Below are 20,257 nucleotides of genomic sequence, written 5' to 3' on the forward strand. Positions count from 1 at the left end.
CAGGGCTTAATCGCTCAGCGCGGCCAACTGGTCGGCCTGGTATTCGGCGAGCAGCGGTTCGATCACCGCATCCACGCCACCGGCGATCACTTCGTTGAGCGAATACAGGGTCAGGTTGATACGGTGATCGGTGACCCGGCCCTGGGGGAAATTGTAGGTACGGATACGCTCGGAGCGGTCACCGGAGCCGACCAATAGCTTGCGCGTGTCGGAGATTTCCTTGTGCGCGGCAGCGTCCTGTTGATCCTTGAGCTTGGCACCCAGCCAGGCCATGGCCTTGGCGCGGTTCTTGTGCTGCGAGCGCTCTTCCTGACACTCGACCACCGTACCGGTGGGAATGTGGGTGATGCGGATCGCCGAGTCGGTGGTGTTGACGTGCTGGCCGCCAGCGCCCGAGGAGCGATAGGTGTCGACGCGCAGATCGGCCGGGTTGATCTCGATGGCCATCTGTTCGTCCGGCTCGGGCAACACCGCCACGGTGCAGGCCGAGGTATGGATACGGCCCTGGGATTCGGTCTCCGGGACGCGCTGCACACGGTGCGCGCCGGATTCGAACTTGAGCTTGGCGAACACATTGTCGCCCTCGACACGGGCAATCACCTCCTTGAAACCGCCGTGCTCGCCTTCGCTGGCAGACAGCACTTCGACGCGCCAGCCCTGCTTCTCGGCATAGCGCGAATACATGCGAAACAGGTCGCCGGAGAAAATTGCCGCCTCGTCGCCGCCGGTACCGGCACGCACCTCGAGAAACACGTTGCGCCCATCGTTGGGGTCTTTGGGCAGCAGCATGCGCTGCAGGCTGTCTTCCAGCTCGATAAGGCGAGCCTTGGCGGTATCGACTTCTTCCACAGCCATTTCGCGCATGTCCGGGTCGCTATCCTTGAGCAGCGCCTGGGCGCCCTCCAGGTCAGCCTGCACCTTGCGGAACTCGCGGAAGGCCATGTTCACCGGCTCGATTTCAGCATATTCCTTGGAATAGGCGCGAAACTGGTTCTGGTTGCCGATCACCTCGGCATCGCCGAGCAGGGCCGTGACCTCTTCGAAACGATCCTGCAGCATGTCGAGTTTGTTGATCAGCGAAGCTTTCATTGCATGCCTTCTATTTATTGACCAAGCCGGACGATGCGCCTTCTTCGAGGGCAAAGAGCTCCTGGGCCACACCCAGTGCGTCGGAGCGCCCGTCGGCGGAGAATTTTTTCAGTTGCACGCTGGGTGCATGGAGCAATTTATTGGTCAGACCACGGGCCAGTTGCGCCAACACATCTTCCGCGGCGGCGCCATTGGCGAGCATGCGTTGGGCGCGGGCCAGTTCATCGTCACGCAGGCGCTCGGCCTGTTGCCGGTAAGCCCTAAGCACGTCCACCACGGCCAGCTCACGCAGGCGCAGCATGAAATCATCGGCACCTGTGGCGACCAGTTGCTCGGCGGCCTGGGCAGCGCCTTGGCGGCTCTTGAGGTTTTCTTCGATGACTTCGTGCAGGTCATCGACGGTATACAGGTAGACGTCGTCCAGCTCACCGACCTGAGCTTCGATGTCCCGCGGCACGGCGATATCGACCATGAAGATCGGCTTGTGCTTGCGCTGCTTCAGAGCGCTTTCCACCGCGCCCTTGCCGAGAATCGGCAACTGGCTGGCAGTAGAGCTGATGACGATATCGCTGTGCACCAGTTCCTGCGGGATATCGGAAAGTAGCACGGCGTGCGCGCCAAACTGCTCAGCCAGGCTGCTGGCACGCTCCAGGGTACGGTTAGCCACGACGATTCGCTTGACCCCTTGATCGTGAAGGTGGCGGGCGACCAGGCTGATGGTCTCGCCCGCGCCGATCAGCAGTGCCTGGCTGCAATGCAGGTCGGCGAAGATCTGCTTGGCCAGGCTGACGGCTGCGAAGGCCACCGATACCGGATTCTCGCCGATGGCGGTATCGGTACGCACCTGCTTGGCGGTGCTGAAGGTCGCCTGAAACAACCGCCCGAGCAACGGCCCCAGGGTGCCGGCTTCGCGAGCCACGGCAAAAGCGGACTTCATCTGGCCAAGGATCTGCGGTTCGCCCAACACCATCGAGTCGAGGCCCGAGGCGACGCGCATCATGTGACGAACTGCCGCATCATCTTCATGGACGTAAGCACAAGCGCGCAGCTCTTCGAGGCTCAAATGATGATAATCGGCCAGCCAACCGAGCACAGCATCGACGCTCAGCCCCTCCTGCTCCAGATACAATTCACTGCGGTTACAGGTCGACAGGATCGCCGCCTCACGGCTTGGCGTATGCCGACAAAGCAGCTGCAAGGCCTCCACTAGCTGCTCTGGGGTAAATGCCACGCGCTCGCGGACATCCACCGAAGCGGTCTTGTGGTTGATACCGAGGGCGATAAAGGCCATGCACGTCGCTGACAGGGGGGTGGAAGCCGACAATTGTCCTACTTCGATCAGTGCAGGACAACCATTGCCCAATGCATGCCGACGATAGTCTGCCTTGATCACAGGCAATGAGAATTACTCAGCCCAACTGATCACGGCAGCGCGCCGTCCAATAAATAAGCCCCCTGATCAGATGCAACACTGCCTGCGTTCGGCAGTCCAAGCTCACATCGCCAGGACACACGGCCAGCCCATGGGCTTGCCCAACGGCTTGTGTCATGATGGCCAAAACCGCAGGTTAGTCGCATTCTCCCTTATGAATAGACCCATCGCATTGCTGACCGCCCTTGCCTTTTTGGGTGGTTGCCAGACTTTTTCGCCGTCCGCTCCGGACGGTAACGTGCCCGTGGAAGAACCAGGCAACGAAGCGCAGGCCTTGGCGCCAGAGGTTTACGGCTCATTCAGCCAGGAAACCCTGCTGGCACTGCTCACCGCCGAACTGGCGGGGCAGCGCAATCGCTTCGACATCGCGCTGAGCAATTACGTCCAGCAGGCCAATTCGACTCAAGATGCAGGCGTCGCCGAGCGCGGTTTCCGTATCGCCGAATACCTGGGGGCTGACGAAGAGGCACTGAACCTTTCGCTGGTCTGGGCCAAGAACGCTCCCAACAATGTCGACGCGCAGCGCGGTGCTGCCGTGCAGTTGGCGCGCGCTGGTCGCTATGACGAATCCATGACGTACATGGAGCGTGTGTTGCAGCGTCAGGGCAACACCCATTTCGACTTCCTCGCCCTGTCGGCGGCGGACTCAGATCCGGACACCCGCGCTGGCCTACTGCAGAGCTTCGACCGCCTGCTCGGCAAGTACCCGAACGACGGCCAACTGCTGTTCGGCAAGGCACTGCTCCTGCAGCAGGACGACCGCCCCGAAGAAGCCCTGAAATTGCTCGAAAATAGCAATGCCAAGCATGACCAGTCGGCTCCCCTGCTGCTACGTGCACGCCTGCTGCAGAGCCTGGGTCGTGGCGAAGAAGCCCTGCCGCTGCTCAAGAAAGGCATGGAGCAGACCCCCAACGACAAGCGCCTGCGCCTCACCTATGCCCGCCAACTGGTCGAATTAGGCCGCATGGATGAGGCACGCAGCGAGTTTTCTTCGCTGCTGCAGCAGTTCCCTGAAGACGACGACCTGCGCTTCTCCCTGGCACTGGTCTGCCTGGAAGCCGAAGCCTGGCGTGAAGCCATCGTTTACCTGGAAGAGTTGGTCGCGCGCGACGCCCATGTCGACCCGGCACAGTACAACCTGGGGCGCGCTCATGAAGCGTTGGGCGAAGTGGACGAAGCCCTGCTCGCCTACTCCATGGTCGGTGGCGGCAACGATTACCTGCCAGCGCAGGCACGCATGACCGACCTGCTGATCGCCAATGGCCGCGGTGCCGAAGCCTCTAAACATCTGGCCGAAGCACGCGACAGTGAGCCGGATTACGCGCTGCAGCTGTACCTGATCGAAGCCGAGTCGCTGTCCAAACAGAACGAGCCGGACAAAGCCTGGGCGCTGATCCAGCAGGCACTGGGGCAATACCCTGGCGATATCAACCTGCTCTACACCCGCGCCATGCTTGCCGAGCCGCGCAACGACCTGAAGCAACTGGAACAGGATCTGCGCACCATTCTCGACCGCGAGCCGGACAACGCCATGGCGCTCAACGCCCTCGGCTACACCTTGGTCGACCGCACCGATCGCCACCAGGAAGGCCTGGAGCTGATCCAGCAGGCTCACGACCTCAACCCCGAAGATCCGGCGATTCTCGACAGCCTGGGCTGGGCGAACTTCCGCCTGGGCAATCTCGCGGAAGCGGAAAAGCTGCTGCGCCAGGCGTTCGAACGCTTCCCGGATCACGAAGTCGCCGCTCACCTGGGCGAAGCACTGTGGGCTCAGAACAAGCAACGCGAGGCCAGAAAGATCTGGCGCGAAGCGCTCAAGGAACAGCCCGAGAGTGAAATCCTGCGCAGCACCGTACAGCGCCTAACCGGATCAGAGAGGCCTTGATGTCGTTTCGCCCCCTACTCGCACTCGCATTGGCAACCCTGCTCGCCGGCTGCTCCGGCCTGTCCACCCGTGAAGCGGTGGAACAGGGCCTCGGCGACCCGGCGCGCTGGCAGGCGCACAAGCAACAGATCAGCACCCTCGATGGCTGGCAGATCAACGGCAAGGTCGGCATCCGCGCACCACGCGATTCCGGCAGCGGCACGCTGTTCTGGCTGCAACGCCAGGACTATGCCGACATCCGCCTATCTGGCCCCCTGGGCCGCGGCGCCGCACGCCTCACCGGGCGCCCTGGCGACGTACAGCTGGAAGTCGCCAACCAGGGACGCTACCAGGCCGAATCGCCCGAAGAACTGCTGCAACAGCAACTGGGCCTCAACCTGCCGGTCTCCCATCTGCTGTGGTGGATTCGTGGCCTGCCTGCGCCGGACAGCAAAAGCCGCCTGACCCTGGACGCCGACAGCCGCCTGGCACAATTAAGCCAGGATGGCTGGGAAGTAAGCTACACGAGCTACGCCGAGCAGAACGGCTACTGGCTGCCCGAGCGCCTGCGCCTCGAAGGCCACGACATTCAGGTGACCCTGGTGATCAAGGACTGGCAACCGCGCCAGCTCGGCCAGTAACCCACCCCAGTGCGTCAGCGTGCGATGCATTCCCGTATCGCGCGCTGACACTGATCGCCGGCAAGCCAGCTCCTACAGTTGGGTGCGGTATTTGGCCGCAACCGTAGCCTGCGGTAATCTCTCATCCCCTCTCGCCAGCCATCGCCCCATGACGACTCACGCCATCCCTGCTCACGCCGAACTGATTCTGCCGGCTCCGGCCAAGCTCAATCTGATGCTGCACATCCTTGGCCGCCGTGCAGACGGTTATCACGAACTGCAGACCCTGTTTCAGTTCCTCGATCACGGTGACGAGCTCGGCTTCAGCTTGCGCGAAGATGGCGTCATCCGCCTGCATACCGAGATTGACGGCGTGCCCCACGACAGCAACCTGATCGTGCGCGCCGCGCGGCAGTTGCAGGAGCAAAGCAGCACGGACCTGGGGGCGGACATCTGGCTGAACAAGCAGCTGCCCATGGGCGGTGGCATAGGCGGCGGCAGCTCGGATGCGGCGACCACCCTGCTCGGCCTCGCTCATCTCTGGAAGCTGGACTGGAGCGAAGATCGCCTGGCAGCACTGGGCCTGGGCCTGGGCGCCGACGTGCCGGTATTCGTGCGCGGCCGTGCGGCATTCGCCGAAGGCGTCGGCGAGAAACTCACGCCGGTGGCGCTACCGGAACCCTGGTTTCTCGTCGCTGTACCGCAAGTGCTTGTCAGCACAGCAGAAGTTTTCTCCGACCCTGAGTTGACACGCGATACGCCGCCCATTAAAGTTCGCAGCCTTCTTGAGGGGGGTGGTCGTAATGACTGCCAGCCGGTCGTTGAGAAGCGTTACTCAGCTGTTCGTAACGCGCTGATCTTGCTGAACAAATTTGTTCCAACAAGATTGACCGGTACTGGAGCTTGTGTGTTTGGGAGCTTCCCAAACAGGGACGATGCTGATAAAGTCGCCCGCCAACTTCCAGCCACACTGCCAAGTTTTGTTGCACAAGGTGCCAACGTTTCGATGTTGCATCGCAGGCTACAAGAACTGGTCAGGAAGTGAATGCGTAGCATCGGTTATACGTTACAGGGGCGTCGCCAAGCGGTAAGGCACCAGGTTTTGATCCTGGCATGCGTTGGTTCGAATCCAGCCGCCCCTGCCATAACCACCCAAGGGTGGCTCGTAATACCGAATTGAGCAGCATTGCGTCACACACGATACAGGGGCGTCGCCAAGCGGTAAGGCACCAGGTTTTGATCCTGGCATGCGTTGGTTCGAATCCAGCCGCCCCTGCCATTTTTACTCATCCAGGTTACCCTCAGCCGACAGGTACTGCGCGTGTCCAAGATGATGGTCTTTACGGGGAACGCTAACCCCGATCTGGCGCGACGTATCGTTCGTCAGCTGCACATCCCCCTCGGTGATGCTTCGGTCGGAAAATTCTCCGACGGCGAAATCATGATTGAAATCAACGAAAACGTCCGCGGTAAAGACGTGTTCCTGATTCAACCGACGTGCGCGCCAACTAATGACAACCTGATGGAACTGGTCGTGATGGCAGACGCCTTCCGCCGCTCCTCAGCCACCCGAATCACGGCTGTCATCCCCTACTTCGGCTATGCACGCCAGGATCGCCGTCCGCGCTCCGCCCGCGTGGCAATCAGCGCCAAAGTTGTGGCCGACATGCTGACCGTCGTAGGCATCGATCGTGTTCTCACCGTCGACCTGCACGCGGATCAGATTCAAGGCTTCTTCGATATCCCGGTAGATAACATCTACGGTTCGCCAGTACTGGTGGACGATATCGAAGATCAGCGCTTCGAAAACCTGATGATCGTCTCCCCGGATATTGGCGGCGTGGTGCGTGCTCGCGCCGTGGCAAAGTCGCTGGGTGTGGATCTGGCGATCATCGACAAGCGTCGTGAGAAAGCCAACCACTCCGAAGTGATGCATATCATCGGTGACGTGGAAGGCCGTACCTGCATCCTGGTCGACGATATGGTCGATACCGCCGGCACCTTGTGCCACGCGGCCAAGGCGCTGAAGGAACACGGTGCTGCCAAAGTGTTCGCCTATGCGACGCACCCGGTGTTGTCGGGCCGCGCCATCGAGAACATCGAGAACTCGGTGCTGGACGAACTGGTGGTGACCAACACCATCCCGTTGTCCGCTGCCGCGCAATCCTGTTCGCGTATTCGTCAACTGGACATCGCGCCGGTTGTCGCTGAAGCGGTACGCCGCATCAGCAATGAAGAATCTATCAGCGCGATGTTCCGCTAACCCGGAACGCCGTTGAGAAAACATGCCTGGCCATTTGGCCAGGTCTTTCACTGAACCGCCCCGTCGCTGGTCGCAAGCGTAACGGGCGGTTTGGTTATTTTGGAGAAGTGAAATGACTGCTGAATTTACTGTGAATGCCGAAGCGCGTTCCGACCTGGGGAAAGGTGCGAGCCGCCGCCTGCGTCGTAACGCCAGCCTGGTTCCTGCCGTAGTTTACGGTGGCGACAAAGCGCCTCTGTCCATCAGCCTGGTTGCTAAAGATTTCGCCAAGCTGCTGGAAAACGAAGCTGCGTTCAGCCACGTGCTGAACCTGACCGTTGATGGCAAGAAAGAAAACGTTCTGATCAAAGCCCTGCAACGCCATCCGGCCAAAGGCTTCGTTCTGCACGCTGACTTCATCCGCGTCGTTGCCGGCCAGAAACTGACCGCCCACGTACCGTTGCACTTCATCAACGAAGCCACTTCGGTTGGCGTCAAGAAAGGCGGCGGTGAAGTGCTGCACAGCACCAACGAAGTCGAAGTTTCCTGCCTGCCGAAAGACCTGCCGGAGTTCATCGAAGTCGACATGGCCAACGTTGAAGTCGACCAGACCGTTCACCTGTCCGACATCAAACTGCCGAAAGGCGTTGAGCTGGTTGCTCTGGCCCACGGTAGCGATCTGCCGGTTGCCAGCATCCACCTGCCGCGCGTTCGTGTAGAAGAAGACAGCGAAGGCGAAAGCACCGCCGAGTAATATCGACGGGCTGTGCACTTAGGTGCACGCCAGCTTCAAGAAAGGGCTCCTGTATGACTGCCGTACAACTGATCGTTGGCCTGGGTAACCCGGGCCCCGAATACGACCAGACCCGGCACAATGCAGGGGCCCTTTTCGTTGAGCGCCTGGCGGATAGCCAGCGCGTCAACCTCAGCGTAGATCGCAAGTATTTCGGCCTGGTGGGCAAGTTCAATCACCAGGGCCGCGAAGTTCGTCTGCTCATCCCCACCACCTTCATGAACCGCAGCGGCCAGTCCGTGGCGGCGTTGGCGAATTTCTTCAAGCTCAAGCCCGAAGAAATCCTGGTGGCCCACGACGAACTCGACATGCCTCCCGGCGTCGCCAAACTCAAACAGGGTGGCGGGCACGGTGGGCATAACGGGCTGCGCGACATCATCGCGCAACTCGGCAACCAGAATACGTTTCACCGCCTGCGGCTCGGCATCGGTCACCCCGGGCACGCCAGCATGGTCTCCAACTTCGTGCTCGGCCGCGCTCCGCGTGGCGAGCAGGAACTGCTGGATACCAGCATCGGCTTCGCCCTCGACGTCCTCCCGGAAATACTCGCCGGTGACTGGACGGTAGCGATGCGCAAGCTGCACAGCCAGAAAGCCACTCTCTAATTTTATCTACCGCCTTTGGCGCGAGGGACACACCATGGGATTCAATTGCGGCATCGTCGGCCTACCCAACGTCGGCAAGTCCACCCTGTTCAATGCCCTCACCAAATCCGGTATCGCGGCCGAGAACTTCCCGTTCTGCACCATCGAGCCGAACAGCGGCATCGTACCGATGCCCGACCCGCGTCTCGACGCCCTGGCGGAGATCGTCAAGCCCGAGCGTGTGATCCCCACCACCATGGAATTCGTCGATATCGCCGGCCTGGTAGCAGGCGCGTCCAAAGGTGAAGGCCTGGGCAACAAGTTCCTCGCCAACATCCGCGAGACCGACGCCATCGCCCACGTGGTGCGCTGCTTCGAAGACGACAACGTCATCCACGTCGCCAACAGCGTCGACCCCAAGCGTGACATCGAGATCATCGACCTCGAACTGATCATGGCCGACCTCGACAGCTGCGAGAAACAACTGCAGCGCGTCACCCGTACCGCCAAGGGCGGCGACAAGGAAGCCGTGGCGCAGAAAGCGTTGCTGGAAAAACTCATCCCGCACTTCACCGAAGCCAAGCCGGCCCGTAGCCTGCTCAAGACCCTGGGTGACGACGAGAAGCGTCTGGCCAAGACCTTCCACCTGCTGACCACCAAGCCGGTGATGTACATCGCCAACGTCGCCGAAGACGGCTTCGAGAACAACCCGCTGCTCGACGTGGTGCAAGCCATCGCCGACGCCGAAGGCGCCATCGTGGTACCGGTGTGCAACAAGATCGAGGCCGAAATCGCCGAGCTGGACGATCTGGAAGAAATGCAGATGTTCCTCGAGACCATGGGCATGACCGAGCCAGGCCTGAACCGCGTGATCCGTGCCGGTTACTCGATGCTCAACCTGCAGACCTACTTCACCGCTGGCGTGAAGGAAGTGCGCGCCTGGACCGTCAAGGTCGGCGCCACTGCACCGCAGTCCGCTGCTGCGATTCACACTGACTTCGAGAAAGGCTTCATCCGCGCCGAGGTCGTCGCCTATGACGACTTCATCCAGTTCAAGGGCGAAGCCGGTGCCAAGGAAGCGGGCAAATGGCGCCTGGAAGGCAAGGAATACATCGTCAAGGACGGCGACGTGATGCACTTCCGCTTTAACGTCTAAGCCGCCCCCGTGACCAGACGAAGCCGCGTAGAAACGCGGCTTCGTCGTTTCTGCATGCCCTCGCCTAGCCTGCTGCACCCGCCTGAAAAGCCCTGAAAGCCTGAAACCACGGCACCTGCAGGCATTCCATCACTGCCAAGCAGACGAACGGCGGTAAAATGGCGGCATTTAGCCATCACCCACCATCGCTTTGCTCTAGCGCCGCAGTATACTGGCCCTGCCCTCACCAGCAGGCGCAGTACCTTGAAACCTGACGATGAGCTGCAGGAATCGTCGAACGCCGCCCCCGCGGAAGCCCGTTTCGACGCTTTGTTCCGGCTCGCAAAACGCCTCAGTGGCGTAACCCTCGCAAGGATCGCAACCGACACCCTCCTCAGCGGCTCTACAGAGCCCGAGCAGCGCCTGCCCGATACATTCAGCGCCTACTTGCAGGAACTGGTCATACGCACCAGCTTCGGCCACTCGCCCCTGCTGCTGCCCGACACCCGACTCGACACCGCGCCACAGGCTGCACCGCCGCCCGGCTTTTTCGCCGGTTATCCGCTGCGCAGCAGTGAGGGTGGCTACCTGGGCGTGTTCTACCTGGCCGACACCAAGCCCCAGCGGCTCAGTGAAGAGCAATTACTGTCCCTGCACGATATCGCCGAGAGCGCCGCCAACCTGCTCGAACAGATCCGCCGTGAAGCCGCTGCCTGCCAGGCCAGCGAAACCCTGCTCGCCGAGGAAAGCCGCATGGCCCTGGCCATTCAGGGCAGCGGTACGGCCATCTGGGATCGCGACGTGGTCACCGGCGAGATCCACTACTCCACCGCCTGGAAAGCGCTGCTCGGCTACGCCGAAGAAGAAGTCAGTAACCGCATCGCGGACAGCTACGAACGCGTCCACCCCGATGACCTCATCTACGTGCAGCAGGCCCTGCAAGCGCACCTGCGCGGCCACACCGAGAACTACGAGGTGGAACACCGCCTGCGGTGCCGCGACGGCAACTACAAATGGGTGTGCAGCCGCGGCAAGGTGGTCACCCGTGACGAGTCGGGCAATGCCCTGCGCATGCTCGGCACCACCACCGACATCACTGCTCTGCGCGAGCTCTCCGAGCGCCTACAGCGCAGTGTCGAGCTGATCACCCGGCTGACCGACCAGGTGCCCGGCATGGTCTTCCAGTTCCGCAGCCTGCCGAACGGCAAAGGCCACATCACCTATGCCAGCGCCGGCGTCTACGACATGTTCGAAGTAACCCGCGAGCAGATACAGCAAGACCCGGAAATCCTCCATGCGCTGGTACACCCGGACGACATCGCGATCTACCAGAAGGCCCGGAAGCAGGCGGAGCACGAGCTCAGCACCTGGCACATCGAATACCGCGTGCTGCTCCCCCGCCAAGGCCTACGCTGGCGTCTGGGCGAAGCACGGCCGCAGCGCGAAGCAGACGGCAGCATCTTCTGGCACGGCGTGGTCACCGACATCACCGAACGCAAGCGCATCGAAAGCGAACTGCAGGAATTCGCCTCCCTCGACGGCCTCACCCAGCTCGCCAACCGCCGGGTATTCATGGGCTACCTGGAAACCGAACTGGCCCGTATCCAGCGCGGCGACGTGGGCGTTTCCAGCTTGCTGATGTGCGATCTGGATCACTTCAAGCGCGTCAACGACAAATGGGGCCACGCAATCGGCGACCAGGCACTACGCCATTTCAGCCGCATCCTCCGCGAGCAGCTGCGCAAGAGTGACCTGGCCGGCCGTGTCGGCGGAGAAGAGTTTGCCGTGGTACTCAGCGGCGCGGGCCTTATCCAGGCCCGAGACTTCGCCTGCCGTGTGCAGCACTGCCTGAAGGACGAGCCACTGTTCATCGGCGACCAACAGATCCGCCTGACCCTGAGCATCGGCATCGCCCTGCTCGACCGCCAGGACACCACCCCGGACACCGCACTGTGCCGCAGCGACGCCGCCCTCTACCGCGCCAAAAAGAACGGCCGCAACCGTATCGAGGTCGGCTGAAGCCACGCCATCACCCAACGCCCACGAAAAAACCGCAGCCGCTCGGCTAAGCAATTGAAAGTGCGTAAATTTATTCTGCCCCAGGGCTTGACACATTAGGGGCAGATGCGGAAAATGCGCGCCACTCGGCTACGTAGCTCAGCTGGTTAGAGCATAGCATTCATAATGCTGGGGTCCGGGGTTCAAGTCCCTGCGTAGCCACCAAACAAAACAAGGGTTTACCGAAAGGTAAGCCCTTTTTTGTGCGCGCTAGTCACTACAAAGTGACTACGGTGTGTCCACTACGATCAATCAACCCAAGGGTTTATGACGCGAACCCCTAGGTGATCGAAGTGCCGGACATTCGTAGCAACAGGCGCATCGTATAAAGCCGCAATGGCAGCGATCTGCGCATCAGCCATATCTGACACTCGCCCCTTCGCCTCGCTAGCTGCAGCCAAACTGGCATAGCGAATCGCTGCATCTGTATCGAACGGCAGAACACGCCCAGAGAAGTCCTCATCGAACATCAACTCCGCCAGATCAGCAAAAGCCGTCTTGCGCTGACCGTCAGGCAGTCGAGCAATTCCATAGAGGATTTCAGCCACAGTAATGGAGCTTATATAAAGCTCACCTGCAGGCTGCTGATCAATCCAGGACAGAACCTCTAGCGCTGGCTTCGCTTTCATCAGCTCCGACAGCACGTTGGTATCTATCAGGATCATTCGTCGAAGCTCGCAGCCTTGGCTTTGGTGATTCGATCAGGCACTTCGAGGTCAGCACCACCCAGCGCAGAAAAACGGGCATGAATGCGGCTACCCAAACCACCTTTTTTGTCTTGCTTGGTCAACGCTTGGCGGATGATCAATCTCGCCTCTTCCTCCATGGAACGCCCGTGGTTAGCAGCAACAACGCGCAGCATGGCCTTGAGGTCATCATCCAGATTTCGAATAGTGATAGTTGCCATGGAGCCCTCCAAATGAAATCAATGCAGTCATTGCTATCATGCTTGCATGCATGTGGACATGCACACATGTTTACAAGGCAATGGCGTAGCTGCTCTGCTGCAGTCGCGATAGTCGAAGGGCCGAGGCTAAGTGATCAGGCGACAGGTGCGCATACCTCATAGTCATCGTGATGGATGAGTGCCCCAGGATGCGCTGCAAACTGAGAATGCCCCTCCCCCCATCATGTAATGACTGGCGAAGGTGTGCCGCAGGATGTGGGTTAGCTTGGCCCGTCGTGTATAAACCACTACACCCGCACGGAGAACCGTTCCGCGAATGCGGCCGTGGCGACTTGCTCTCCTCGTTCGGATTACTCATGAGTGCCGGCCTTGGCTTCGGCGATCAAATCATCGATATCCACCGATACGGTTTCACCACCTGAGCGGGCGCGAACGATCTCGGCCAGCAGGAAGTCCTCAGTGTGGTCTGGGTCGTCTTGCTGGCACTCGCCCGTGATGCAAGCGCCATCCTCAACACCTCTCGGCACCATAAGCAGTGATGGGTTAGAGCCATTCGATTTCATCTGCCGACTCTCTCCGGCCAATAATCTCAGGGATCGGGTATTTCATCGCAAGCCACACCACTGCTGCTCGCAGGGCACGCCATCGTTATTGCCATCCATCTTCGTGCCTGGGCAATTGCGTAAAAAGTAGGTTGCCTCTTCGCAAGAGCTCATCTGCGAGCAGTGCTGACGACCGTCGCAACGAAAGGTCGAGGTGGACTGTGACTGGGGCTTTGGCTGAGCTTCTGTCCCCGCCGAGGCGAACGTGGGTATGAAGCGCTCGAGGGAAAACGCGGGCGCTGGCTGCTCGATCACCGGGTTGCTCAGTACCGAACCATCCGCTCCGATATTGGTGATCACCGGGCTGCTTGGCGGTTTCAGATAGAAATGCCAGACCGCAAAGCCCATAGCCAATAAAACGATGATTTTCTTCATGCTGCACTCCTTTGCCTATGTGTTCTCCACTCCTGCGGCGTAGAGAATAAAGCACCTTATCTCAGGCAGGGTTGGCCGGATCCTATAAAAATGAACAGGGAGTGTTTATCTTGCTAAAGCGAAATGATAATAAAAAAGGGCACATCATATGCCGCAGCAGCAAGAGACATCACCTCCAAAACCTACAAGCTGAAATCGTATTCGAATACATAGCAGCGTTTGATAGTACCGGAGAGACGGCTTTAATTAAAGATATAGAAGAGTATTTAGAATAACATTCTGAGCAAAAAAAACACTCACGAACCCTTATCAGTAGAAGGACGCGGCGGCAGATGAAAACAAAGTTGCTCAACGATTAGAATACCGAGCACTGCTGCTTTTAAAGAATATAGTTCTGCAGGCGCCACACCATGTGAGACAGTATGCCGGGAGAGCGAAGTTACATTATCGGGTGTAAAGGAGGCAAAGTATACGGACTCTAAGAACCTCTGGAACTTTTCAGGAAGCAATCGAGAGTATTGATGCACATGTCTGGATGCAATTATTGAGGGAGCACCGACCAACTTGTCCTGTTTAAAAGAAGTTCCTCCGGATATTGCTTGCATGCCACGCAAGAGCCCCTCAATTCTTGGATAAAGAATTGCAGTGGCACTTATATAATCCTCATGATCAAAACGCTCTAACGCGCATGAAAACAGATCTAAATGTGGCTGAAGAAGATCCTGAGTGGCCCAGACAACTTTAAGCTGCTCAATACGTTCCTTAATGCTAGACGCAATGTCTACCAATAACTGATCAGGATCCCAACCTTGCCGGACATAGGCGATCAAGGATTTTAAAGTACTTGATTGTAAACCGACAAATGGAAACCAACCTGACGTTAATAAGCTATCCCACTCACCATCTGTAATTTTAAAATACTGCTGGAAAGCAAGATAGCTATAGTAACCACCAAGAACCCTAAACAGACTAAAATCTCTCTTAATCGAAGTAGGAAGTATTGGCCCAAAGTCAAAGAAAAGGCCCTTTCTCCAGCCCTGAGAAAATAGAACCATTACCGCTACATCATCAGGAATATCAAGCCCTTCAAAAGTAATCTCCTGAAAGTCAACAATATCACCATCGAAAACAGGATCTCCTTTCTTAACAGAACGTCTTACCCTAGCCCTCCCTATGATTTCCAATTCATTTATATATACATCCGCACTACCATCTGACTTAATCAACACAACAAGATGATCAACTGAAGACGGCTTAATTGCTGGAACCATGTTTAGCAAGTCAAGAACACCGGAAGGAAAACTTTCCAACCGAGAAATAAAAACTTCCCCATCTTCAGAGGAAGTAAATTCACGATATGCAACTGCAACTTCCTCGCCACTTCTACCTGATGAGAGAGCGACTCCCATTGGAGGACATTCAAATTTAATATGATACGGCATGAATACTGCACCTTTATCGAGCTTCACGACTTAGAGACAGTTTAGAGGCTTACTCGCACAAGTAGCTTTCTTAACTCGCTCATGCAAACGCCAGCCTTCCAACCTGCTGCAGGTCTACGTGCTGGCGGGCATTCCATAAGTCGTAAGCATCCTGCATGGCTAGCCAGCTTTCAGGCGAGCGACCAAGTGCTATCGAGAGGCGTAGGGCCATTTCCGGCGTAACACGGCTAGTGCCCTTGAGTACACGGCTTAGGGTCGAGGGGGCTACGCGCAGCTTTTCGGCCAGCTCACGACCGCTGATGCCGTTCGGCTCCAGGTAGATATCGGTGATGAATTCACCGGGATGAGGCGGGTTGTGCATGTTCATCAGTGATAATCCTCATAATCCAGGACATAAGTGTTTCCGTCGCGAAACTCGAACGTCAGCCGCCAGTTGCCATTCACCATGATCGACCAGCGCCCACGCATTTCTCCCTTGAGTGGATGCAAGCGGAAGCCAGGGATATCCATGTCGTCTACCGTCATGGCTGTATCCAGTGCTGCCAGCTGCATCCGTAACCGTTTGGCATGGGTTGCTTGTACACCTGCCGTGCTGCCTGTTTCGAAGAGCCTGCGTAGCCCTTTGTGCTGGAAAGACTTGATCATTGGCGAAGCGTAGCATGTTGCGCAACACGCAACAAATTCAGATATTCCTAGATGAGTATCAGGGACAGCTTAGCGAAGGGGCGCCACCTCGGGAGCCGGCTTGAAGCCCAGTTTTTGCTAGCTTCCAGCTTTAACCGCGGGAAGTGGCGCTTTTTCATAATTCTCAGTATCCGATCTCCCAAAAACAAAAAGGCTTACCAAACAATAAGCCTTCTACTTCATGAGACTGAATCCAGCTAAACAACACCTAAAACACAAAATACCCCACCGCCACCATCGACCCACAGGCGACCACGCCGAGTATCAGCAGCAAGCGGCTGGTGCTGGAGCCTTCGCGGGCGTCGAGGAGCTGTTGGGCGTGTAGGTGCAGATAAGAGGGGGTAACGCGCAGTTTGGCGGGGCGCTGAATTCTGAGGACGCTGGCGTCAGGCGTGGGGGTGTCGTTTTCAGGTTTGGCTCTGAAGTTGTCCCATGATGCGCTATGTCCCTGTTGGCGGCGTTCTTCACGCCACCATTCGTGGTCTTCCAATCCCATGACTCAGCCCTCCTGGCTGGTGATTATCGATGCAGGTGAACATTCAGAGCGGCGTTGGTAGCTCTGAGTTCAGTGCACAGCTGTAAACCGATTCGTGCAGGCCTGTTGGGGGCGGCAATTTTAGTCCCACCCACATTCGTTGTGCTGTGCTGCCTGTCACCCTAACACTATGGCATCGCTGCAAGCCTGGGCGCACAATCGGCGTTTCCGCGTTTACCCTGACTGCCTGCCGTGAACTGCCCTCTCCTGCCCCTAACCGACGGCCTGCCTGTATTGGCAAAGCGCGGCTGCGTCTGGCTGTTGGCTGTGCTGATGAGTTTAGCCGTGCTGACGGCTCACGCGGAACCATTGGCGGTGCGCGAGCATCACCGTTGGACGACGGCGGACGATGACGGCCCCAACCAGGTAGGCGCACTGGCGCAGACGGCAGATGGTTACCTGTGGCTAGGCAGTGATGACGGGCTGCTGCGTTTCGATGGTTTCCACTTCGTGCCCTATCTTCCCAGCGACGATCAGCCACTGGGCACGGTAGCCAGCCTGCTGGCGGTGGATGCTGGCCTGTGGGTGGGGCTGCGGGCCGGTGGCGCACGGCTGATCGAGGGGCAGGCCTCCCGCTACTTCGCGCCTGGGGACGGGCTGCCGACCGGCGCCCTCTACGGTTTCGCGCGCGAGGCCAGCGGCGCGCTCTGGGCTGCCGCCCATGACGGGCTGGCGCGTTTCGATGGGCAGCGCTGGCAACGGGTCAGTGAGGCCGAAGGTTTTATGGCGAATAGCGCCCGCGCGGTGTTCGTCGACCGCAATGGTGGCGTGTGGGCGGCGAGCAGCACGCGGTTGTACCAGCGCCCTGCCGGTGCGCAGCATTTCACTGAAGTAGCGGGCGAGCTCGACTGGGCCAGCCAGATCGCCCAGGCGGCGGACGGCACGTTGTGGGTCGCCGAGCGCTACGTCAATCGCCTGCACCGGGTGCTGCCAGGACGGGCGCCGCGCTTGCAGAGCCAGGCTCTGGACTCGCCCATCAACGGTTTGTTGTTCGACCACAGCGGCGGGCTTTGGACGAGCACACCGGGCAACGGGCTGCGTCGTTATCCGGCCGCTGATGCGCCGTTGAACAAGGCTGATGCCGAACAGCTCACCAGTGCCCAGGGATTGAGTGCCGATTACCTGTGGCCCTTGCTGGAAGATCGCGACGGCACGGTGTGGGCTGGCAGCAGTGGCGGCCTTGATCGTTTTCGCCTCGGCGAGCTGAGCGCCGCACCGCTACCCGCCGGCACGCTGAATGCCGCACTGGCGATAGCGACTGACGGCGCGCTATGGGCGGCCAGCAATAACCAGGGATTGATGCGCCTGCTGGGCAACGACTTGCAGCGCTGGCCGATGCCCGAGCCGGTCACCAGCCTGATCGCCACTACCGCTGGCAATGTCTGGGTCGGCGGCCCCCATGGGGTCTGGCGCGGTACGCCTGCGGGCATCGAGCGGCAGGCCGAACTACCCGCACAGGCACCGGACGATGCCTCGATACGGGCGATGACGGTTGGCGCGGATGGTGCCCTGTGGGTGTCGATCAACCGGCTCGGGCTCTTTGTGCTGCGCGGTGCGGACTGGCAGGCGATAGCCGGCCCCAGCGAGGCGCCAAGCCAACTGATGCCGGTCAGTGCAGGTACCGATGGCGACGGCCGTCTGTGGTTCGGCTACCGGGACAATCTGCTGGTCACACGCCTGGGCGATCAGGTGCGCCAGTGGAGCGCGGCGGATGGCCTGACCATCGGCCACGTTACGGCTCAACTGCATCACGATGGCACGTCCTGGGTGGGCGGCCAGCACGGCCTGGCGCGCTTCGATGGCCAGCGTTTCCAGACCCTGCACCTGCCAGACAACGGCCAGTTCGAGAATATCTACGCAATCCTCCCCGGCGCTGGCGGCGATCTGTGGGTGCATGGCAAGGCCGGCATCGTGCAGCTGCCTACGGCCGAGTTGCAGCGCGCCTTGGCCGAGCCGCAGCACCGCCTGCGCTACCGTTCCATCGGCCTGGACGGCAGCCTGGCCAACGATCCCTACCGGGTGCTGCCCTTGCCCACGGCGGTGGCCGGGCCGGATGGGCGGCTGTGGTTTTCCACCAGCGCCGGGGTGAGTTGGATAGACCCGGCCCGCCAACTGCCCGCCCCGCCGTTGCCGCCGGTGGTGATCGAAGCGCTGCAGGTGGACGGTGCGCCCATGCCGCTGCAAGCCGCACTGCGATTACCTGCCGATACGCAACGCATCGTCATCGATTACACGGCGCTGAACCTGCGGGCACCACAGAGTCTGTCGTTCCGCTACCGCTTGCAGGGCTATGACCGCGACTGGATCGAAGCCGGGCGCCAGCGCCGGGCCATCTATACAGGACTGTCGGCTGGAGACTTCCGCTTCGAGGTGCAGGCCTTCGACCAGGGCGGCGGCGAGCCGGCAGCCCCGAACGTGCTGGCGTTCAGTGTGGAGCCGGTGTTCTACCTGCGCCCGATCTTTTACCTGCCGCTGGGCGCGGCAATGCTGCTTGGCTTGTGGTGGCTGCATCGTCTGGTGGTGCACAGGGATCGACGGCGCCTGCAACTCCGGCTCCAAGCCCAACAGAGCGAACGCGAGCGGATCGCCCGAGAATTACACGACACCCTGCTGCAAGGTTTGCAGGGCCTGATGCTGCGCTTCCAGGCAGCGACCGACACGCTGACAGCCGACCACCCCGCGCGGCCACGCCTGGAGCACGCCCTGGATCGTGCCGACGAGCTGATGCACGAAGGCCGCGAGCGCGTGCAGGAACTGCGTCAGCCGAGCCCAGGTATCGACTTGCCCGCCGCGCTCGAACGCCTGGGGGCAACGCTGGATGAACCGGGCATTGCCTTTACCGTACAGGTCAAAGGCCACAGGCGCGCATTGCAGGCAGCAGTGCACGACGAGGCCTACCGCATCGCCGCCGAAGCCATCGGCAATGCGCTACGCCATGGCGCCGCACGGCGGATAGAGATCGGGCTGGTGTATGGTGCGCGGTGCTTCCAGTTGCGCATCGATGATGATGGCCAGGGCATCCCCGCCTCGTATGCCGCAGCACAAGGCCGGCCAGGGCGCTGGGGCATTCGCGGTATGCACGAGCGCGCCAGCGGTGTCGGCGCACGGCTCGAGGTGCGGCCGCTGCCCGGTACCGGAACCCGCGTGCAGCTGGAACTGAGCGCCCGCCTGGCGTATGCCGGGCCAACCCGAAGTGTCTGGCGGCGCTGGCTGACAGCGCGCCCCCGAACGGAAGACGATGCATGAACTACTCCCCCATTCGCCTGCTGGTAGTCGACGATCACCCGCTACTGCGCGAAGGCATCGCCGCGGTGCTCGAAGCCCACGATGACATCCTGCTGGTTGGCGAGGCCGCCGATGGCCTGCAGGCCGTGGAGCGTTTCGCCGCGCTGCGCCCGGACGTGACCCTGATGGATCTGCAGATGCCCGGCCTCAACGGCACCGAAGCGATTCAGGCGATTCGCCGGCAGTTCAGTGATGCCTGCATCGCCGTGCTCACCACCTACAGCGGCGACGCGCGGGCCTTGCAGGCGGTGCAGGCCGGAGCCCGTGGCTACCTGCTGAAAAGCATGCTGCGCAAGGAACTGGTCACGGCCATCCGCACCCTGGCGGCGGGCAAGCGCTACTTCCCTGAACCGATCGCCAGCGAGCTGTTCGACGCCATCACCCAGGACACCCTCACCGCCCGCGAAATCCAAGTGCTCAGCAGCGTTGCCCAGGGGCTGGGCAATGGCGATATCGCTGCCCAACTGGCGATTTCCGAAGACACGGTGAAGGGCCATATGCGCAGCATCATGGACAAGCTCAAGGCGCGTAACCGCACCCACGCGGTGGCCATCGCCATGCAGCGCGGGGTCATCGATGCCTGGCCGCAGGGCTGAGATGTCGCAACGTT

At 60.1% G+C, this 20,257-nt stretch carries 20 protein-coding genes, 3 tRNA genes and 1 pseudogene; 13 read left to right on the forward strand and 11 right to left on the reverse strand.

The genetic code is table 11. The features are described 5' to 3' along the window. Positions 1 to 6: 6 nt before the first annotated feature. Positions 7 to 1,089 (reverse strand): peptide chain release factor 1, encoded by a 1,083-nt coding sequence (gene prfA / locus ACZ0AI_RS12395; protein WP_463562166.1) that lies wholly within the window; start codon positions 1,087 to 1,089, stop codon positions 7 to 9. A gap of 10 nt (positions 1,090 to 1,099) precedes the next feature. Continuing rightward, the gene (hemA, locus tag ACZ0AI_RS12400) at positions 1,100 to 2,380 is read right to left on the reverse strand and encodes a glutamyl-tRNA reductase (RefSeq protein ID WP_463562167.1); all 1,281 of its coding nucleotides are present in this window, start codon (positions 2,378 to 2,380) and stop codon (positions 1,100 to 1,102) included. 295 nt (positions 2,381 to 2,675) lie between these two features. Between hemA and ACZ0AI_RS12405 the strand changes: the two genes are divergently transcribed. The 11 genes from ACZ0AI_RS12405 to ACZ0AI_RS12455 all read left to right on the forward strand — a co-directional run bounded on the left by ACZ0AI_RS12405 (position 2,676) and on the right by ACZ0AI_RS12455 (position 11,982). After that, a complete protein-coding gene (locus ACZ0AI_RS12405) occupies positions 2,676 to 4,406 on the forward strand; it encodes a tetratricopeptide repeat protein (protein ID WP_463562168.1) in 1,731 nt (576 codons plus the stop codon). Beyond that, complete coding sequence (gene lolB / locus ACZ0AI_RS12410) at positions 4,406 to 5,026, forward strand: lipoprotein insertase outer membrane protein LolB (RefSeq protein WP_463562169.1); 621 nt, start codon at positions 4,406 to 4,408, stop codon at positions 5,024 to 5,026. The genes ACZ0AI_RS12405 and lolB overlap by 1 nt, the downstream gene beginning before the upstream one ends. A 148-nt stretch (positions 5,027 to 5,174) precedes the next feature. Next, complete coding sequence (gene ispE / locus ACZ0AI_RS12415) at positions 5,175 to 6,050, forward strand: 4-(cytidine 5'-diphospho)-2-C-methyl-D-erythritol kinase (protein WP_463565932.1); 876 nt, start codon at positions 5,175 to 5,177, stop codon at positions 6,048 to 6,050. A 25-nt stretch (positions 6,051 to 6,075) separates the two neighbouring features. Further along, positions 6,076 to 6,150 (forward strand) — tRNA-Gln (locus tag ACZ0AI_RS12420). A 59-nt stretch (positions 6,151 to 6,209) separates the two neighbouring features. Further along, positions 6,210 to 6,284: transfer RNA gene (locus tag ACZ0AI_RS12425), tRNA-Gln, on the forward strand. Positions 6,285 to 6,326: 42 nt separating this feature from the next. Then, positions 6,327 to 7,268, forward strand: a complete 942-nt coding sequence (locus ACZ0AI_RS12430) for a ribose-phosphate pyrophosphokinase (protein ID WP_463562170.1) — start codon at positions 6,327 to 6,329, stop codon at positions 7,266 to 7,268. A 112-nt stretch (positions 7,269 to 7,380) separates the two neighbouring features. Further along, positions 7,381 to 8,001: a 50S ribosomal protein L25/general stress protein Ctc gene (locus tag ACZ0AI_RS12435; RefSeq protein ID WP_463562171.1), complete on the forward strand. Its 621-nt coding sequence runs from the start codon at positions 7,381 to 7,383 to the stop codon at positions 7,999 to 8,001. 53 nt (positions 8,002 to 8,054) lie between these two features. Further along, positions 8,055 to 8,645, forward strand: coding sequence for an aminoacyl-tRNA hydrolase (gene pth / locus ACZ0AI_RS12440; RefSeq protein ID WP_463562172.1), 591 nt, complete (start codon positions 8,055 to 8,057; stop codon positions 8,643 to 8,645). Between the two features lie 34 nt (positions 8,646 to 8,679). Then, positions 8,680 to 9,780 (forward strand): redox-regulated ATPase YchF, encoded by a 1,101-nt coding sequence (ychF, locus tag ACZ0AI_RS12445; protein WP_463562173.1) that lies wholly within the window; start codon positions 8,680 to 8,682, stop codon positions 9,778 to 9,780. 243 nt (positions 9,781 to 10,023) lie between these two features. Next, positions 10,024 to 11,778, forward strand: coding sequence for a sensor domain-containing diguanylate cyclase (locus ACZ0AI_RS12450; protein WP_463562174.1), 1,755 nt, complete (start codon positions 10,024 to 10,026; stop codon positions 11,776 to 11,778). A gap of 127 nt (positions 11,779 to 11,905) precedes the next feature. Then, positions 11,906 to 11,982: transfer RNA gene (locus ACZ0AI_RS12455), tRNA-Met, on the forward strand. 83 nt (positions 11,983 to 12,065) lie between these two features. Here the strand turns inward: ACZ0AI_RS12455 and ACZ0AI_RS12460 are convergent. The 9 genes and pseudogenes from ACZ0AI_RS12460 to ACZ0AI_RS12500 all read right to left on the reverse strand — a co-directional run bounded on the left by ACZ0AI_RS12460 (position 12,066) and on the right by ACZ0AI_RS12500 (position 16,323). Further along, positions 12,066 to 12,482, reverse strand: coding sequence for a PIN domain-containing protein (locus ACZ0AI_RS12460; protein ID WP_463562175.1), 417 nt, complete (start codon positions 12,480 to 12,482; stop codon positions 12,066 to 12,068). Then, positions 12,479 to 12,724: a FitA-like ribbon-helix-helix domain-containing protein gene (locus ACZ0AI_RS12465; RefSeq protein ID WP_463562176.1), complete on the reverse strand. Its 246-nt coding sequence runs from the start codon at positions 12,722 to 12,724 to the stop codon at positions 12,479 to 12,481. Before ACZ0AI_RS12465 ends, ACZ0AI_RS12460 begins: the two co-directional genes overlap by 4 nt. 70 nt (positions 12,725 to 12,794) lie before the next feature. Then, positions 12,795 to 12,991: pseudogene (locus ACZ0AI_RS12470) on the reverse strand (tyrosine-type recombinase/integrase); the annotation flags it as partial. Positions 12,992 to 13,074: 83 nt separating this feature from the next. After that, positions 13,075 to 13,287, reverse strand: coding sequence for a hypothetical protein (locus tag ACZ0AI_RS12475; protein ID WP_463562177.1), 213 nt, complete (start codon positions 13,285 to 13,287; stop codon positions 13,075 to 13,077). Positions 13,288 to 13,329: 42 nt separating this feature from the next. After that, on the reverse strand, positions 13,330 to 13,701 hold the full coding sequence (locus ACZ0AI_RS12480; protein ID WP_463562178.1) for an excalibur calcium-binding domain-containing protein: 372 nt from the start codon (positions 13,699 to 13,701) through the stop codon (positions 13,330 to 13,332). 296 nt (positions 13,702 to 13,997) lie between these two features. Beyond that, complete coding sequence (locus tag ACZ0AI_RS12485) at positions 13,998 to 15,143, reverse strand: hypothetical protein (RefSeq protein ID WP_463562179.1); 1,146 nt, start codon at positions 15,141 to 15,143, stop codon at positions 13,998 to 14,000. A 79-nt stretch (positions 15,144 to 15,222) separates the two neighbouring features. Beyond that, a complete protein-coding gene (locus ACZ0AI_RS12490; protein WP_463562180.1) occupies positions 15,223 to 15,510 on the reverse strand; it encodes a HigA family addiction module antitoxin in 288 nt (95 codons plus the stop codon). After that, complete coding sequence (locus ACZ0AI_RS12495; RefSeq protein WP_463562181.1) at positions 15,510 to 15,788, reverse strand: type II toxin-antitoxin system RelE/ParE family toxin; 279 nt, start codon at positions 15,786 to 15,788, stop codon at positions 15,510 to 15,512. The genes ACZ0AI_RS12490 and ACZ0AI_RS12495 overlap by 1 nt, the downstream gene beginning before the upstream one ends. A 247-nt stretch (positions 15,789 to 16,035) precedes the next feature. Further along, positions 16,036 to 16,323, reverse strand: coding sequence for a hypothetical protein (locus ACZ0AI_RS12500; protein WP_463562182.1), 288 nt, complete (start codon positions 16,321 to 16,323; stop codon positions 16,036 to 16,038). Between the two features lie 312 nt (positions 16,324 to 16,635). Here ACZ0AI_RS12500 and ACZ0AI_RS12505 point away from each other — a divergent pair, with 312 nt between their 5' ends. Beyond that, a complete protein-coding gene (locus tag ACZ0AI_RS12505) occupies positions 16,636 to 19,608 on the forward strand; it encodes a sensor histidine kinase (RefSeq protein WP_463562183.1) in 2,973 nt (990 codons plus the stop codon). Beyond that, the gene (locus tag ACZ0AI_RS12510; protein ID WP_463562184.1) at positions 19,605 to 20,243 is read left to right on the forward strand and encodes a response regulator; all 639 of its coding nucleotides are present in this window, start codon (positions 19,605 to 19,607) and stop codon (positions 20,241 to 20,243) included. Before ACZ0AI_RS12505 ends, ACZ0AI_RS12510 begins: the two co-directional genes overlap by 4 nt. Positions 20,244 to 20,257 lie beyond the last annotated feature (14 nt).

The sequence above is a fragment of the Pseudomonas sp. AC355 genome (genome assembly GCF_979258205.1).

Bases quoted from the DNA above. Each gene is read 5' to 3' on its own strand.
- prfA (WP_463562166.1), bottom strand. From the start codon at position 1,089: ATGAAAGCTTCGCTGATCAACAAACTCGACATGCTGCAGGATCGTTTC.
- hemA (WP_463562167.1), bottom strand. From the start codon at position 2,380: ATGGCCTTTATCGCCCTCGGTATCAACCACAAGACCGCTTCGGTGGAT.
- ACZ0AI_RS12405 (WP_463562168.1), top strand. From the start codon at position 2,676: ATGAATAGACCCATCGCATTGCTGACCGCCCTTGCCTTTTTGGGTGGT.
- lolB (WP_463562169.1), top strand. From the start codon at position 4,406: ATGTCGTTTCGCCCCCTACTCGCACTCGCATTGGCAACCCTGCTCGCC.
- ispE (WP_463565932.1), top strand. From the start codon at position 5,175: ATGACGACTCACGCCATCCCTGCTCACGCCGAACTGATTCTGCCGGCT.
- ACZ0AI_RS12435 (WP_463562171.1), top strand. From the start codon at position 7,381: ATGACTGCTGAATTTACTGTGAATGCCGAAGCGCGTTCCGACCTGGGG.
- pth (WP_463562172.1), top strand. From the start codon at position 8,055: ATGACTGCCGTACAACTGATCGTTGGCCTGGGTAACCCGGGCCCCGAA.
- ychF (WP_463562173.1), top strand. From the start codon at position 8,680: ATGGGATTCAATTGCGGCATCGTCGGCCTACCCAACGTCGGCAAGTCC.
- ACZ0AI_RS12460 (WP_463562175.1), bottom strand. From the start codon at position 12,482: ATGATCCTGATAGATACCAACGTGCTGTCGGAGCTGATGAAAGCGAAG.
- ACZ0AI_RS12465 (WP_463562176.1), bottom strand. From the start codon at position 12,724: ATGGCAACTATCACTATTCGAAATCTGGATGATGACCTCAAGGCCATG.
- ACZ0AI_RS12475 (WP_463562177.1), bottom strand. From the start codon at position 13,287: ATGAAATCGAATGGCTCTAACCCATCACTGCTTATGGTGCCGAGAGGT.
- ACZ0AI_RS12480 (WP_463562178.1), bottom strand. From the start codon at position 13,701: ATGAAGAAAATCATCGTTTTATTGGCTATGGGCTTTGCGGTCTGGCAT.
- ACZ0AI_RS12485 (WP_463562179.1), bottom strand. From the start codon at position 15,143: ATGCCGTATCATATTAAATTTGAATGTCCTCCAATGGGAGTCGCTCTC.
- ACZ0AI_RS12490 (WP_463562180.1), bottom strand. From the start codon at position 15,510: ATGAACATGCACAACCCGCCTCATCCCGGTGAATTCATCACCGATATC.
- ACZ0AI_RS12495 (WP_463562181.1), bottom strand. From the start codon at position 15,788: ATGATCAAGTCTTTCCAGCACAAAGGGCTACGCAGGCTCTTCGAAACA.
- ACZ0AI_RS12500 (WP_463562182.1), bottom strand. From the start codon at position 16,323: ATGGGATTGGAAGACCACGAATGGTGGCGTGAAGAACGCCGCCAACAG.
- ACZ0AI_RS12505 (WP_463562183.1), top strand. From the start codon at position 16,636: ATGAGTTTAGCCGTGCTGACGGCTCACGCGGAACCATTGGCGGTGCGC.
- ACZ0AI_RS12510 (WP_463562184.1), top strand. From the start codon at position 19,605: ATGAACTACTCCCCCATTCGCCTGCTGGTAGTCGACGATCACCCGCTA.